This window comes from Amycolatopsis keratiniphila subsp. keratiniphila, from assembly GCF_001620365.2.
In the GTDB taxonomy this organism is placed as follows: domain Bacteria; phylum Actinomycetota; class Actinomycetes; order Mycobacteriales; family Pseudonocardiaceae; genus Amycolatopsis; species Amycolatopsis keratiniphila.
In genome coordinates this window covers 21,982-36,817 of the sequence record NZ_LQMT02000010.1, presented here as the reverse complement: position 1 = coordinate 36,817, position 14,836 = coordinate 21,982, and the positions used below count along the sequence as shown (strand labels likewise).

At 68.5% G+C, this 14,836-nt stretch carries 13 protein-coding genes, 1 tRNA gene and 1 pseudogene; 7 read left to right on the top strand and 8 right to left on the bottom strand.

Going from position 1 to position 14,836, the window contains the following annotated elements:
• Positions 1-65 precede the first annotated feature (65 nt).
• From AVR91_RS08430 to AVR91_RS08410, 5 genes are all read right to left on the bottom strand, one after another.
• Positions 66-1,316 carry a beta-ketoacyl-[acyl-carrier-protein] synthase family protein gene (locus AVR91_RS08430; protein ID WP_063273135.1) on the bottom strand — a complete coding sequence of 417 codons (1,251 nt, stop codon included), beginning with the start codon at positions 1,314-1,316 and terminating at the stop codon, positions 66-68.
• A 40-nt stretch (positions 1,317-1,356) separates the two neighbouring features.
• Entirely contained in the window at positions 1,357-1,602 is a 246-nt protein-coding gene (locus AVR91_RS08425; protein WP_004559006.1) for an acyl carrier protein, read from the bottom strand.
• Between the two features lie 68 nt (positions 1,603-1,670).
• On the bottom strand, positions 1,671-2,654 hold the full coding sequence (locus AVR91_RS08420; RefSeq protein ID WP_063273136.1) for a beta-ketoacyl-ACP synthase III: 984 nt from the start codon (positions 2,652-2,654) through the stop codon (positions 1,671-1,673).
• Positions 2,651-3,592 (bottom strand): ACP S-malonyltransferase, encoded by a 942-nt coding sequence (locus AVR91_RS08415; protein ID WP_076857292.1) that lies wholly within the window; start codon positions 3,590-3,592, stop codon positions 2,651-2,653. Before AVR91_RS08415 ends, AVR91_RS08420 begins: the two co-directional genes overlap by 4 nt.
• 510 nt (positions 3,593-4,102) lie before the next feature.
• On the bottom strand, positions 4,103-5,317 hold the full coding sequence (locus AVR91_RS08410) for a PucR family transcriptional regulator (RefSeq protein WP_016336121.1): 1,215 nt from the start codon (positions 5,315-5,317) through the stop codon (positions 4,103-4,105).
• A 330-nt stretch (positions 5,318-5,647) separates the two neighbouring features.
• Between AVR91_RS08410 and AVR91_RS08405 the strand changes: the two genes are divergently transcribed.
• Both AVR91_RS08405 and AVR91_RS08400 read left to right on the top strand, forming a co-directional pair.
• Positions 5,648-6,385 carry a mechanosensitive ion channel family protein gene (locus tag AVR91_RS08405; protein WP_063271853.1) on the top strand — a complete coding sequence of 246 codons (738 nt, stop codon included), beginning with the start codon at positions 5,648-5,650 and terminating at the stop codon, positions 6,383-6,385.
• A 191-nt stretch (positions 6,386-6,576) separates the two neighbouring features.
• Entirely contained in the window at positions 6,577-7,215 is a 639-nt protein-coding gene (locus AVR91_RS08400; protein WP_063271854.1) for a nicotinamide mononucleotide transporter family protein, read from the top strand.
• On the opposite strand, the gene AVR91_RS08395 is transcribed toward AVR91_RS08400, so the two are convergent.
• Entirely contained in the window at positions 7,212-8,423 is a 1,212-nt protein-coding gene (locus AVR91_RS08395) for an alpha-hydroxy acid oxidase (protein ID WP_063271855.1), read from the bottom strand. The two genes, AVR91_RS08400 and AVR91_RS08395, sit on opposite strands and share 4 nt — an antisense overlap.
• Positions 8,424-8,539: 116 nt before the next feature.
• Complete coding sequence (aceE, locus tag AVR91_RS08390) at positions 8,540-11,335, bottom strand: pyruvate dehydrogenase (acetyl-transferring), homodimeric type (protein WP_063271856.1); 2,796 nt, start codon at positions 11,333-11,335, stop codon at positions 8,540-8,542.
• Positions 11,336-11,737: 402 nt separating this feature from the next.
• Here aceE and AVR91_RS08385 point away from each other — a divergent pair, with 402 nt between their 5' ends.
• The 4 genes from AVR91_RS08385 (at position 11,738) to AVR91_RS08370 (ending at position 13,818) form a co-directional block, all read left to right on the top strand.
• Positions 11,738-12,169 carry a DUF3052 domain-containing protein gene (locus AVR91_RS08385; RefSeq protein WP_016336117.1) on the top strand — a complete coding sequence of 144 codons (432 nt, stop codon included), beginning with the start codon at positions 11,738-11,740 and terminating at the stop codon, positions 12,167-12,169.
• A 76-nt stretch (positions 12,170-12,245) separates the two neighbouring features.
• Entirely contained in the window at positions 12,246-12,707 is a 462-nt protein-coding gene (locus AVR91_RS08380; RefSeq protein ID WP_016336116.1) for a peroxiredoxin, read from the top strand.
• Between the two features lie 38 nt (positions 12,708-12,745).
• Positions 12,746-12,817 (top strand) — tRNA-Val (locus AVR91_RS08375).
• A 47-nt stretch (positions 12,818-12,864) separates the two neighbouring features.
• Positions 12,865-13,818 carry a GNAT family N-acetyltransferase gene (locus AVR91_RS08370; protein ID WP_063271857.1) on the top strand — a complete coding sequence of 318 codons (954 nt, stop codon included), beginning with the start codon at positions 12,865-12,867 and terminating at the stop codon, positions 13,816-13,818.
• 358 nt (positions 13,819-14,176) lie between these two features.
• On the opposite strand, the gene AVR91_RS08365 is transcribed toward AVR91_RS08370, so the two are convergent.
• On the bottom strand, positions 14,177-14,680 hold the full coding sequence (locus AVR91_RS08365; protein ID WP_016336113.1) for a carboxymuconolactone decarboxylase family protein: 504 nt from the start codon (positions 14,678-14,680) through the stop codon (positions 14,177-14,179).
• 13 nt (positions 14,681-14,693) lie between these two features.
• Here AVR91_RS08365 and AVR91_RS44500 point away from each other — a divergent pair.
• A pseudogene (locus AVR91_RS44500) lies at positions 14,694-14,836 on the top strand (MarR family transcriptional regulator); the annotation flags it as partial.

Here is a 14,836-nt window from a genome sequence, read left to right as displayed (position 1 = left end):
CCGAAATACGTGAAGGCCCCCTTCACTGCGCTAGACGCAGTGAAGGGGGCCTTCACGTATTGAAATCAGGCCGCCGGGGTGAACAACAGCGCCGTGTTGTGCCCGCCGAAGCCGAACGAGTTGCTGATCGCCGCGCCCAGCTCCACCTTGCGAGCCTCACCGGAGACGACGTCGAGCTGCACCTTCGGGTCCAGGTCCTCGAGGTTCAGCGTCGCCGGGATGAGCCCGTGGTAGATCGCCAGGATCGTGGCGATGCCCTCGACCGCGCCCGCACCGCCGACCAGGTGGCCGAGCGCGCCCTTGGGAGCGGTCACCACGACGTGCTCGCCGATGGCGTTGCGGATCGCCGCGGCCTCGCCGACGTCGCCGACGACCGTCGAGGTCGCGTGCGCGTTGACGTGGCCGACGTCGGTCGGGGAGACCCCGGCCATCGTCATCGCCTGCCGCATGGCGGCGATCTGGCCGACGCCCTCCGGGTGGTTGCCCGTGATGTGGTAGGCGTCCGAGGTGATCCCGTACCCGCTCAGCTGCGCGTAGATCCGCGCGTTGCGGGCCTTGGCCCGGTCCGCCCGCTCCAGGATCACGACCCCGGAGCCCTCTCCGAGGACGAAACCGTCACGGTTCACGTCGAACGGCCTGGACGCCTTGGTCGGGTCGTCGTTGCGGGTGGACACCGTCCGCGCCTGGGCGAAACCGGCGAGGGTGATCGGGTGGATGCACGATTCGGCACCACCGGCGATCACGACGTCGGCCCGGCCAGAGCGGATCATCTCGTAGCCGGCGGCGATACCTTCCGCACCCGACGCGCAGGCCGACGCGGGCGAGTGCACACCGGCACGCGCCTTCAGGTCGATCCCGACGTGCGCGGCGGGGCCGTTCGGCATCAGCATCGGCACGGTCAGCGGGGAGACCTTGCGGAGTCCCTGCTTGTGCAGAAGATCGTTCTGGGAGATCAGGGTGACCGGACCGCCGACACCGGTACCGATGGTCACCCCGAGGCGCTCGGGTTCCACATCCTGATGCTCGTCGGTCGGCTGCTCGAAGCCCGCGTCCGCCCAAGCCTGGCGGGCGGCGATGAGCGCCACCTGCTCACAGCGGTCCAGCCGCCGGGCCTGAACCCGCGGCAGGACTTCGGACGGGTCGACGGCGAGCATGGCGCCGATCTTCACCGGCAGTTCGAGTTCGTCGACCCAGTCGGCTTCGATGCGGCGGATCCCGCTCGCCCCGGCGAGCAGGCCGTCCCACGTGGACGCGACGTCCCCGCCGAGCGGCGTGGTCGCGCCCATCCCGGTGATCACGACGTCGTTGTTGCTCATTGGAGTCTCCCCAAGGTCGGCGCCAATCAAGAAGTCGGACTTACTTGGAGTTGGCCGACACGTAGTTCACCGCGTCGCCAACGGTCTTCAGGTTCGCCAGCTCGTCGTCCGGGATCTTGACACCGAACTTGTCCTCGGCCTGGACAGCGATCTCCACCATGGACAGCGAGTCGATGTCGAGGTCGTCCACGAAGGACTTCTCGGCGGTCACGTCGTCCTGCGCCACACCGGCGACCTCTTCGACGATCTCGGCGAGGCCGGCGAGGATCTCTGCGTTGTCTGCCACTGGTTGTTCCCTTCTCGGTGATGCTTTCGGCTGCCCTGCGGACACGGTGCCCGCAGGGGAAGTATTCATCACGGGCAGACGAAGGCCTGGCCCGCGTAGGAGAGTCCGGCCCCGAAGCCCACGGCGAGCACGACGTCGCCCGTCTTGACGGTGCCCGCCTTGCGCATGTGGTCCAGCGCCAGCGGAATCGACGCGGACGAGGTGTTGCCGGAGTACTTGATGTCGTCGGCGACGACCATGTCCTCGCGGGCGCCCTTGGCGCGCAGCTTCTTGGCGATGGCTTCGACGATACGCAGGTTGGCCTGGTGCGGGATCAGGACGTCCACATCGGACGGTTCCAGCCCGGCCAGTTCCAGCGCCTGCATGGCGATCGGCGCGATCTGCGTGGTCGCCCAGCGGAAGACCGACTGGCCCTCCTGGTAGATCCACTTGTCGTCGCGCATGTAGATCAGGTCGACGTGCTCGCCCGCGCTGCCCCAGGCGACCGGGCCGATCTGCGGGGTGTCGGCCGCGCCGACCACCGCCGCGCCGGCACCGTCGGCGAAGATGATCGCGTTCGCGCGGTCGACCGGGTCGACGTGGTCGGTGAGCTTCTCGGCACCGATGACGAGCGCCTTCTTCGCGCTGCCCGCCCGGATGAGATCCGAGGCGACGCCGATGCCGTAACAGAATCCGGCACACGCGGCGTTGAGGTCGAACGCGGCCGGATGCGTGATGCCGATCCGGTCGGCCACCTGCGCGGCGGCGTTCGGGATCAGGGTGGGCATCGTGCAGTTGGGCAGGATGACCGTGTCCACTTCGGACGGGTCCACGCCGGCGTCGGCCAGCGCGGCGGTGCCCGCCTTGACCGCCATGTCGACCAGCGACTCGTCCTTCTCGGCGAACCGGCGCTCGATGATGCCGACCCGCTCTCGGATCCACTGGTCGTTGGTGTCCATGATCTTCGAGAGATCGTCGTTGGTCACGATCTTCTCGGGCTGGAAGCTCCCGACACCGAGGATGCGGGTCCCGGCGGCGCCCGGCGCCTGCCGCAAAGTGGATCGGTCGGTCACGAAGCGTCCTCCTGCCCCTGAAGCTTCGCCAGCTCGGCCGGCGTCTTCAGAGCGATCGTGGTGGTCACGGTTCCCTTGAGCTGCCGCTTGACCAGCCCGGTCAGCGTGCCCGCCGGCGGGAGTTCGAGTGTCGAGGTGACACCCGCGGTGACCAGACCGTCCATGGTCAGATCCCAGCGCACCGGGCTCGTGACCTGCTTGACCAGCCGGTCGAGGTACTCGGCCCCGCTGGTGACGACCTGGCCGTCGGCGTTCGACAGCAGCGGACGCGTCGGGTCCGCCGGGGTGATCTTCGCAGCGTGGGCGGCCAGCGCTTCACGCGCGGGTGCCATGTAGGAGGTGTGGAACGCCCCGGCGACCTTGAGCGCGCGGACCTTGGTGCCCTCCAGCGGCTCGGCCACGATCTTCTCGATCGCGTCGGCGGCGCCGGAGGCGACGATCTGGCCGGCGCCGTTGCGGTTCGCCGCGGCGAGGCCGTGGCCCTCGAGCCACGCGACGACCTGCTCCGGCTCGCCGAGCATGACCGCGGCCATGCTCGTGGGCTCCAGCGCGCACGCCTTCGCCATCTCGGCGCCGCGGACGGCGGCCAGCGCGACGGCGTCTTCGGGGCTCAGCACCCCGGCGATGGCGGCGGCCGCGAGCTCGCCGACGGAGTGACCGGCGACCGGCGCGTCCGCGGCGACCGGGGCTTCACGCTGAAGGTGTTCGAACGCCAGCAGTGACAGCGCCACGATGAGCGGCTGGGTGATCGCGGTGTCCTGGATCTCTTCGGCGTCCGCTTCGGTGCCGAGGCGGACGAGGTCGAGACCGGCCCGCTCGGACCAGGCTTCGACGCGCGCGCGGGCGCCGTCGAGCTCGAGCCAAGGGGTGAGCATGCCTGGGGCTTGGGAACCCTGACCGGGGGCGAGGACTGCAACTGTCACCCCATTAGAGAACACTCTCGGCCACCATGGTCGTGATGCCGACGCTCACCAAGTCCGGCCGACGTAATTGTCGGAACCCTCCAAAAGCGCCTTCCTGATCTCCGCGCTTAACCCAAAAGCCTTGTCGGGTTCAACCAGCTTTCCCTATGAACTCCGTCACTGCGCAGAGTCACCAACCGCTTCGGGTCGCGTGGGTCGCGAGTGGCGTTTCGGTTTTGTGTACCTACTGCGGGCCGGGTGGCGTTTTCGGAGCTCACCTGTGCTGCCGGGGTCCTGTTGGGTGCTGGGCAGGGGTTGCGAAAGCCACTTTCGCAGCCTTCACCGTTGCGAAAGTGGCTTTCGCAACGTCGGCCGTGGCCGGGCACGACACCGCCTGGCGAGCATGTCGCGAAAGCCACTTTCGAGACGTCTGATGTCACGAAAGTGGCTTTCGCGACACCCTCCCCAGCGGCCTGGAGCCAGCAGGTACCCGAGACACCCTTGGCCAGAACCCGAAACGCCCACTCACGGCCCACCGGGGCGCTGTCACCAGAGGCCGCGGGCACGGGCCAGCCGCCCGACCGTCAGCGCCACCTTCAGCACCCAGGCGTCACGCGATTCGGCGGCGTGGCGGCCGGTCAGTTCGGCGGCTTTCCGCAGCCGGTACCGGACGGTGTTCGGATGCACGAACAGCGTCCGCGCGCAGGTCTCCAGTACCCCGCCGCTGTCGAGGTAGGTCTCCACCGTCCGCAGCAAGGCCGGGCCCGCTTCTTCGAGCGGTCGCGCGATCTGCTCCACGAGCAGGCGTTCGGCCTCGGGATCGCCGGACAACGCGCGTTCCGGCAACAGGTCGATCGATCTCGCGGGCCTGGGCGCGCCGGGCCAGCCGACGACGGCGCGCAGGCCGGAGAGCGCTTCGGTCGCGCTGTGGTGCGCTTCGGCGAGGGTGGGCACCGTCGGGCCGGCGACCACCGGGCCGTCGGCGAAGGCGACCGACAGCTTGGCGAGGATTTCGCGGTCCTTGACGCTGCCGTCGGTGGGACCGGCGACCACCACGACCAGCCGGGATCCCTGTACCGAAAGCAGTACGGGGCGCCCGACCCTGGCGGCGCGGCTGCGGACTTCGAATACGACGGCGGGCGGATCATCCGACGTCGGGGTGCCGACCACCGCGGTGGCGGGAGCGGCCGGATCCCATCCGAGCGCGGCGGCGCGGGAGAGCACCGCTTCCTCGGCGTCGCCGCGGACGATGCCGTCGACGACCAGCGCCTCCAGCCGCGCGTCCCAGGCGCCGCGGGCCTCCGCGGCGGCCGCGTAGGAGTTGGCGGCGGCGAACGCGATTTCCCTGCCGTAGCGCAGGATCCCCTCGATCAATGCGGCGCGTTCGGCCTCGTTCGCGGCGAACTCCGGCAGCTGCTCCTCGAACACCTCGATCGCCAGCCGCACCATGCCGACCGCCTGCCGCAGGCTCACCCAGCGGGAGAGTTCGGCGGGTGCTTCGCGGAACGCCTCGGTGGTGAGGGAGAGCGCCTCCTTGGCGTCGCGGAGCCAGTCGACGAAACCGGCGGCACCCGCCTGGGTGATCAGCAGGACGCTCGCGCGCTGGTCGGCGGGAAGGCGGGCGAACCAGGTCAGCCGTTCTTCCATCACCGCCACGCTCGCGCTCGCGAGCCGGCCGGAGGCGTGCTCGAGCCGCCGGAGGGTCTTGGCGGACAGCCCGTGGTGCTTGGGCACACGCCGTCCGGAGGTCGCATCAGCCATGGTCAGCCGATCCTAGTCGGGGAGGCAAAGGGTGCCGTCATCCTGCGGCCCTTCGCCTCTCCGGTCCGAATTGGACGGTCAACGCGCAATAATTGCGAAAGGTCCCGGCATAAAACTCGAGGCCGCCCGGCGCTCGCGTTTTTCGCTGCGCCGGACGGCCTCGTCTCCCCGGTCCCCACCGGTAGGACAAGTATGGGACTTGTCGATCTTTTCCCGCTAGCTCACTCACTCGATCGTGGGTCGCCGAGTTGCCGGTGCGGTTCCGGTGATCAACGATCCCTCGCAAGCCGCACCGGGTAGGTCGCGGATGCGCAGAGGAGGGAGTTCGCCGTGGGCGAGCAGCTGAAAGACGGTCTGGGACAAGCATGGAACCTTGTCGCCACCTTCGTGCCGAAATTGATCGGTTTCCTGATCATCCTGCTGATCGGCTGGTTGATCGCGAAAGCCGTGTCGAAGGCATTGGGACTGGTTCTGTCGAAGATCGGTTTCGGCAAGCTCATCGAGAAGACCGGGCTCACCGGAACGCTCAAACAGGCGAATGTCGACGCGGGCGGGATCCTCGTCAAACTCGTGTACTACTTCATTCTCCTGATCGCGCTGCAGCTCGCGTTCGGCGTATTCGGTGAGAGCAATCCGGTCAGTGCGCTGCTGAACGACATCATCGCGTTCCTGCCGCGGATCCTGGTGGCGCTCGTGCTGGTGATCGTCGCGGCGGCCGTGGCGAAGGTCGTCCGTGACCTGGTGACCGGGGCGCTGTCGACCCGGCCCGCGGGACGGCTGCTCGGCACCATCGCCTACTGGATGATCATGGCGTTCGGCATCATCGCCGCGCTCGGCCAGGTGAACATCGCGACCGCCATCACCGGGCCGGTCCTGATCACCGTCCTCGCCACCATCGGCGGTGTGATCGTCGTCGGCTTCGGCGGCGGTCTGATCAAGCCGGCGCAGGACCGCTGGCAGGGCTGGCTGGCCACTCTTCAGGGGCAGCTGGAGGCCGGTGACGGCAAGCAGGAGGTCCGTTCGGAGCCGCCGACTTCGCCCGTGGGCATCGGTCGCGTAGATTCCTGAGCATCCCGCGGGCCCGGTGATCGAGGAAGGCACCGGGCCCGCGTGGAGCCGAAGGGCCCATCGCCGCGGAACACGCGGTGATGGGCCCTTCAGCGTCTCTTGAGCCACCTGGCTGTTCCGCACCTCACACTCCCTAGGGAATGGCGTCGGTACGGAGCATGTTGGAGCGGTAGACGGAGAGGGGTGCGGACGTGGACTTCCTGCTGCACAACGGTGTCACGGTGCTCGGACAATGGATCTCCTTCGCCGAGCTGGCGGGGCAGATCTTCGCGCTCGCCGTGGTCTTCCTGGCGCAACGCCGCACGTTGTGGACGTGGCCGGTGCAGGTCGGCGCCACCGTGCTGTTGTTCTCGGTCTACGTCTCCGCGCATCTCGGCGGGCTCGCGACCAGGCAGATCGCGATCCTCGCCATCTCGATCTACGGCTGGTGGGCCTGGTCCCGCCGCAGCGACCCGGTCTACGGCGTCGTCGTCCGCAAGGGCCGCCTCGGCGAGCGCCTGGCGATGGCCGGCGCGTTCGTGATCGGCACCACCGCGATGGCGCTGGTCCTCGACGCGCTCGACGCCTCTTGGGCGCCGTGGCCGGACGCCGCGATCTTCGTCGGCACGCTGGTGGCCTTCGCCGCGCAGGGTGCGGGTCTCGTCGAGTTCTGGCTGGTGTGGCTGGTCGTCGACGCGATCGGTGTACCGCTGCAGCTCTCCTCGGGCCTGTACTTCTCGGCGGCGGTGTACATCGTGTTCGCCGGGCTGGTCGTGCACGGCTGGTGGAGCTGGAACCGGACGGCGAAGCAGGTCAGCACCGCGCCGTCCGGCGTCTCGGCCGCGGTCTAACGCATGGTGGCGTGCGACGGTTTGAGGTCGGCGAGAGTGCGGACACCCAGCAGCTGCATCGTCCGCACCATCTCGGCGCGCAGGATGTCCACGCACCGCTGAACCCCGCGCTCGCCGCCCGCCATCAGGCCGTAGAGGAACGCGCGCCCGATGAGCACCGCGTCCGCGCCGCGCGCGATGGCGGCCACGATGTCGCCGCCGGACAGGATGCCGGTGTCGACCCACACCTCCGCGTCGCCCTGGATCTCGTCGAGCACCGCGGGCAGCAGCTCGATCGGCGTCGGCGCGCGGTCGAGCTGACGGCCGCCGTGGTTGGACAGCAGGACGGCGTCGGCGCCGTGCTTGACCACGTCACGCGCGTCGTCGACGTTCTGGATCCCCTTGACCACGAGCTTGCCCGGCCAGGTCTGGCGGACCCAGTCGAGGTCGTCGAAGTTCAAGGTCGGGTCGAAGAGCTGGTTGAGCAGCTCGGCGACCGTGCCGTCGAACTGGCTCAGCGACGCGAAGGTCAGCGGCTCGGTGGTCAGCAGGTTGAACCACCACACCGGATGCATCGCGCCGTCGACGAACGTCTTGAGGGTGAGCGCGGGCGGGATGGTCAGCCCGTTGCGGACGTCGCGCAGCCGCGCGCCCGCGACCGGGGTGTCCACCGTCAGCATGAGCGTGTCGAAGCCGGCGGCCCAGGCGCGATTCATCAGATCTTCGCCCGCTTTGTGGTCGCGCCAGACGTAGAGCTGGAACCACTTGCGGGCCTCCGGGGCGGCCGCGGCGAGGTCTTCGATGGACGTCGTCGCCATCGTCGACAGCCCCATCGGGATGCCGTTGCGCTGCGCGACGCGGGCCACCGCGGCTTCGCCCTCGTGGTTCATCATGCGGGTGAACCCGGTCGGCGCGAACGCGAACGGCAGCTCCGAACGCTTGCCGAGGATCTCCTTGCCGGTGTCCACATCGGACACACCGCGCAGGACGTTCGGGTGGAATTCCACGCTGCGAAAGGCCTGTCGGGCGCGGCGGAGGCTGTCTTCCAGTTCCGCGGCGCCATCGGTGTAGTCGAACGCCGCCCGCGGCGTCCGCTTGCGGGCGAGCATCCGCAGGTCGGCGATCGTGTGCGCGCCGGCGAGCCGCCGGTCGGTCGGGTTGAGCACGATCGGCTTCGGCCGCAGGATCTGCTTCAGCTCACTCGGCTTCGGCAGTCGACGCTTGGTCACACTCGCTCACCCTTTCCGCAAACATCCGATGTCTCACCCTAGCTCGTCCGGTCCCGGACGCAATGAACGGTCCGTTCCTTGCAAATTTCGCAAGGAACGGACCGTTCATGGCAGTGCTAGGCGCTGCCGGAGTCCGACAACTGCGGACCCGCGGCCGCGACGTCATCGAGACGGTACTTCCGCGCCGCCTCCGCCGCCTTCGACTGGTCGATCTCGCCGCGCTTGGCCAGCGCGCTCAGCGTGCCGACCACGATCGACTGGGCGTCGACCAGGAACTTCCGCCGGGCGGCGGGGCGGGTGTCGGAGAACCCGAACCCGTCGGTGCCCAGCGTCAGCATGTCGGTCGGCACCCAGGGGCGGATGAGGTCCGGCACGGCCCGCATCCAGTCCGAGACCGCGACGACCGGCCCGTTCACGCCGGACAGCTTCCGCGTGATGTACGGCACACGCGGGGAGTCGCCCGGGTGGAGCAGATTGTCGTGGTCGACCTCGACGGCTTCGCGCCGCAGCTCGGTCCACGACGTCGCCGACCACACGGCCGCGCGTACGCCCCACTCCTCGGCCAGCATCTGCTGGGCCCGCAGCGCGTCCGGCATGGTGACGCCGGAGACCAGGATCTGCGCCTCCGGGCCGTCGCCCGACGGGGCGTCCGCGTACTTGTAGAGACCCTTGAGCAGGCCGTCGACGTCGAGGTTCTCGGGCTCGGCGGGCTGCTGGTAGGGCTCGTTGTAGATCGTCATGTAGTAGAAGATGTTCTCGCCGTTGCCGTCCGGCCCGGTCTCGCCGTACATCCGGCGAAGCCCGTCCCGCACGATGTGGGCGATCTCGAACGACCACGCCGCGTCGTAGGCCACGACGGCCGGGTTGGTCGCCGCCAGCAGCAGCGAGTGCCCGTCCGCGTGCTGGAGGCCCTCACCGGTCAGCGTGGTGCGGCCGGCGGTGGCGCCGAGCACGAACCCGCGGGCCATCTGGTCCGCCGCCGCGTAGAGGCCGTCACCGGTCCGCTGGAACCCGAACATCGAGTAGAAGATGTAGATCGGGATCATCGGCTCGCCGTGCGTGGCGTACGAGGTGCCGACGGCGGTGAACGACGCGGTCGAGCCCGCCTCGTTGATGCCCTCGTGCAGGATGACGCCCTTTTCGGACTCCTTGTAGGCCAGCATCAGGCTCGCGTCGACCGACGTGTACGTCTGGCCGTGCGGGTTGTAGATCTTGGCCGTCGGGAACATCGAGTCGAGGCCGAAGGTGCGCGCCTCGTCCGGGATGATCGGGACGATCCGCTTGCCGATCTCGGAGTCCTTCGCCAGCTCGCGCACGAGCCGGACGAACGCCATCGTGGTGGCGACCTCCTGCTTGCCCGAGCCCTTGCGGATGCCTTCGTAGACCTTGTCGCCGGGCAGGACGAGGGCCTTCGAGGCCTTCGGACGGCGCTCCGGCAGGAACCCGCCGAGCGCGCGGCGGCGGCCGATCATGTACTCGATCTCCGGCGATTCCTTGCCCGGGTGGTAGTACGGCGGCAGCTTCGGGTCGCGCTCGAGCTCCTCGTCGCTGATCGGGATGCGCTGGGCGTCCCGGAACAGCTTGAGGTCGTCGAGGGTGAGCTTCTTCATCTGGTGCGTGGCGTTGCGGCCCTCGAAGGACGGTCCGAGGCCGTAACCCTTGATGGTGTGGGCCAGGATGACCGTCGGCTGGCCGTGGTGCTCCAGCGACGACTTGTAGGCCGCGTAGACCTTGCGGTAGTCGTGCCCGCCGCGCTTGAGGTTCCAGACGTCGGCGTCGGTGAGGTCCTTGACGAGTTCCTTGGTCCGCGGGTCGCGGCCGAAGAAGTGCTCGCGGACGAACGCGCCGTCGTTGGCCTTGTAGGTCTGGAAATCGCCGTCCGGCGTGGTGTTCATCAGGTTGACCAGCGCGCCGTCACGGTCCGCGTGCAGCAGCGAGTCCCACTCGCGGCCCCAGATGACCTTGATGACGTTCCAGCCGGCGCCGCGGAAGTACGACTCCAGCTCCTGGATGATCTTGCCGTTGCCGCGCACCGGGCCGTCGAGCCGCTGCAGGTTGCAGTTGATCACGAAGGTCAGGTTGTCGAGGCCCTCGCTCGCGGCCACGTGGATGAGGCCGCGCGATTCCGGCTCGTCCATCTCGCCGTCGCCGAGGAACGCCCAGACGTGCTGGTCGCTGGTGTCCTTGATGCCGCGGTCGCGCAGGTAGCGGTTGAATCGCGCCTGGTAGATCGCGTTCATCGGGCCGAGGCCCATGGACACGGTCGGGTTCTCCCAGAACTCCGGCATCAGCCGGGGGTGCGGGTACGACGGCAGGCCGCCGCCCTCGCCGGCGTGCGAGAACTCCTGGCGGAAGCCGTCCAGCTGGCTCTCGGTCAGCCTGCCCTCGAGGAACGCGCGGGCGTAGATGCCGGGGGAGGCGTGGCCCTGGATGAAGATCTGGTCGCCGCCGCCCGAGTGGTCCTTGCCGCGGAAGAAGTGGTTGAAGCCCACTTCGTACAGCGCCGCGGACGAGCCGTAGGTCGAGATGTGCCCGCCGACGCCGACGCCGGGACGCTGCGCGCGGTGCACCATGATCGCGGCGTTCCACCTGATGTAGGCGCGGTACCGGCGCTCGATCTCCTCGTCACCGGGGAACCAGGGTTCGTTCTCGGTGGGGATGGTGTTGACGTAGTCCGTCGACGTCAGCGCCGGGACGCCGACGTGGCGCTCCCTGGCCCGCTCGAGGATGCGCAGCATCAGGTACCTGGCGCGCTGCTGACCACCCCTGGCCAGCGCCTCGTCGAAGGAGTCCAGCCATTCGGCGGTCTCCTCCGGGTCGATGTCGGGCAGGTGCGCCGCCAATCCGTCACGGATGACGCGGACGCGTGCCGGGGTCTCCTTGCCGGAGGCGCCGTCGTTCTGCGGGGCCAAGGGGTCTCCTTGCGAAAGGTGGTAGCTGGTTGTGCTCGTACGCGGGCGTGTTCGCCTTCCATCGTCGTCCTCCGGTTCCGTTCGCGTCACCGCTACTGATCGGTAACGTTCGCGGACCCGATTGCGACACGCCTCGCACGCGCCTGTACTCGCGCGCGCGTTTTCTCTCCCACCCTAAAGCAGGCCGTTCGGAGGTGCCCAGGCGCGCCCGAATTGGCCTCGTGAGAGTGGGCCGAATGTCCGTACGCCGCGACACGAGTTGTTCAAGATCCGGTGTGGACGGTTGCGCGGAACGCTTCACCAGTGTTCGCTAACGGGCATCGTGTACCCGAGTGTGGTGCCCGCCCGGCCGTCGAGGCCGATGCGACACCACGCTCCGTCGTAGTTGGAGGAGTGACAGCAGTGGTCGCCGCGGGAGACGCTGATCAGAGCAGCGTCGCCGAAAGGCTCGGGATCAAGCCGGACATGGTGGTCCAGGAGATCGGCTGGGACGAGGACGTCGACGACGACCTTCGTGCGGCGATCGAGGAACAGATCGGCGGCGACATCCTCGACGAGGACGCCGACGAGGTCATCGACGTGGTGCTGCTGTGGTGGCGCGAAGACGACGGTGATCTCGGTGACACGCTGATCGAGGTCCGGACTCCCCTGAACGAGAACGGCGTGATCTGGGTGCTGACCCCGAAGACGGGCCAGCCAGGGCATGTCGAGCCGAGTGACATCGCCGAGGCGGTGCCGCAGGTCGGACTGGCGCAGACGGCCAACATCAGTGCCGGCCCGAAGTGGGCGGGCACGCGGCTGGTTTCGCCGAAGTCGTCCAAGACCAAGCGGTGACTTCGGGAGCCGCGCGATCGACACGATAGGGTTGTCGTCGCAGGCCCCTGTTCGCTCTTGAGAGGAAACCGCCGGTATGGCCGTCGAGGTCGGATCGCAAGCCCCGGACTTCACGCTCAACGACTACAACAAGCAGTCCGTGACGCTGTCGTCCTTCAAGGGTGACAAGCCGGTCCTGCTCGTGTTCTACCCGTTCGCGTTCAGCGGCATCTGCACCGGTGAGCTGTGCCAGCTCCGCGACGAGTTCGCGGACTACGACGGCCAGGGCGTCCAGGTGATCGGTGTGTCCGTGGACACCCCGTTCTCGCTCAAGGCGTGGGCCGAGCAGGAGGGCTACCAGTTCCCGCTGCTTTCGGACTTCTGGCCGCACGGCGAGGTCGCGAAGGCGTACGGCGTCTTCAACGAGGCGGCCGGCCTGGCCACCCGCGGCACCTTCCTGATCGACAAGGACGGCGTCGTGCGGTTCGCCGAGGTCAACCAGCCGGGTGAGGCGCGCGACCAGCAGGCGTGGAAGAAGGCCGTGGCCTCGCTGGCCTGAGTCTTCACGGTGGCACCCGTGCGCGGGTGCCGCCTCCCGGGCGCATAGCTCAGCGGGAGAGCACTCGGTTTACACCCGAGCGGTCGTAGGTTCGATCCCTACTGCGCCCACCGAAAACCCGGCGACACCCCGCCCTCGCGGGACTACCTTGGGCCGGATGCACGACCTCACGTGGCGGCCATTGCGGCCCGAGGACGCCCAGGCGTCGGCCGACCTCCTCAACGCGATGGAGACCGTCGACGGGATCGGCGAGAACTACACGGCGGAAGACACCCTCCAGGAGCTGGTCGACCCGTACGCGGACCTGGAACGGGCGAGTCTTGCTGCCTTCGACGGCGACGTGATGGCCGGCTACATGAAGATCCGCTTCAAGCCGTCCGCGGAGGAGATCCATCGGGTCTTCCTCGACGGGGGAGTCCATCCCGCGTATCGCCGGCGGGGGATCGGCGGCGCGCTCGTCGACGCCGGGGTGGCGGCGGCGAAGGTGGTGCACGCGCTGCACCACCCGGACGCGAAACTCGTGGTCGACGTCAACCGGCCCGAGCGCATCGCCGGGCTGGCCGAACTCGTCCGGTCCCGGGGGTTCGTGCCGGTGCGCTACTTCCAGCGGATGGAGCACACGCTCTCGGAGTTGGATGCTTCGGCGCTCCCCGACGGGTTCACGATCGAACCGTGGTCGGAATGGAACGACGAGGACTTCCGAGCGGTCCGGAACGAGGCGTACCGGGACTACTGGGGCGCGGTGCCGATGCCTGTCGAGCTTTGGCGGAACAAGATCACCAATCAGACCTTCCAGCCTGAGGCCAGCTTTTTGCTTCGGGAGGCGGGCACCGCGGTCGGAATGCTGGTGACCATGTGGTGGGAGGCCGACACGGAGGCCACCGGCGTCCGCGACGCGCACTTCATGGCGATCGGGACGCTTCGGGAGTACCGGCGGCGGGGTGTGGCGAGCGTACTGATGGGGCACGCGCTGCGGGCCGCCGCCGAGCAGGGCTACGACCGCGCGAGTTTGAACGTGGACTCGGCGGATCCGTCCGGGGCGTTCGGGGTGTTCGAGAAGGCGGGCTTCGTGCCGGTGATGCGGTACGTGCGCTGGGCGCTCGAAGCCTGACGCACCCGCGACGCGTGCAAGTACGTGAAGGACCCCTTNNAGGAGGCCTTCACGGACCTGAGCCGCGTCCCGCCCCCTGAGCGCAGTTAGTCGGCTAAATGCGCAAGACACGTGAAGGCCTCCTCCACTCGGCTCAGCCGAGCGAAGGAGGCCTTCACGCACCCCCAACACCTGTGGAACGTCTTCGGTTTTCGGCGGTCTGGTCTGCCCCCTCGGCAGGCCAGACCGCCGGTGCGCCGCGCCGCGGGTGGCGAACTTTCGGCTGCACAAGACAGGAGACGGTCGGGACTGCCCAGATACATCAAGATCGGCGGCCATTGGAGTGATCCGGGCCGCGAGGGGTGATCACGCTGAGCGACTAGGCCCGGATGAGCCTGTTCGCCAGCGTCGACATCGTGTAGGCGCCGATGCCCATGACGACTTCGAGGGCGTTCCGTTCGGTGTATCCGTGCCCGAAGAAGGTCCGCAGCGTCTCGTCGTCGACGGCGCCCGCGGTTTCGAGCACCGCCAAGGTGAACTGCCGGACGGCTTCCAGCCGCTCGTCGGGGACGGGCTGCTGCGAGCGGAGCGCCGCGATGACGTCGTCGTCGGCGTGGTGACCCTTCAGCTTGCCCGTGTGGATCTCGACGCAGACCTCGCAGCCGTTGCGGGTCGCCACGGTCATCACGACCGTTTCCCGCGCGAGGGGATCGAGTGTCGTCCGCTCGAAGCTCGCGCTGAGTTTCAGGAATCCGTCGAGCAGTTCGGGTGACGACGCCTGCCGGGCGACGGCGGTGGGGAGGTGCCCGAACTTCCGGATGGTCGCTTCCATGGCGCGACGCGAGGCTTCGGGCGCGGTTTCGACGGTGTGATCGGTGAACAAGGTTCCCCCTAAGATGGTCAACGTGGTTGACGAAAAGGTAAACCAGGTTGTCGAATCTGGCAAGCGAGTTCGCGAAACCCCCGGCTTCGAGCTGCCGCTCCTGCTGTTCGCGGGTTTCCGCACGATCATCGACCGGCTGCACGCCGAGCTCGCCGA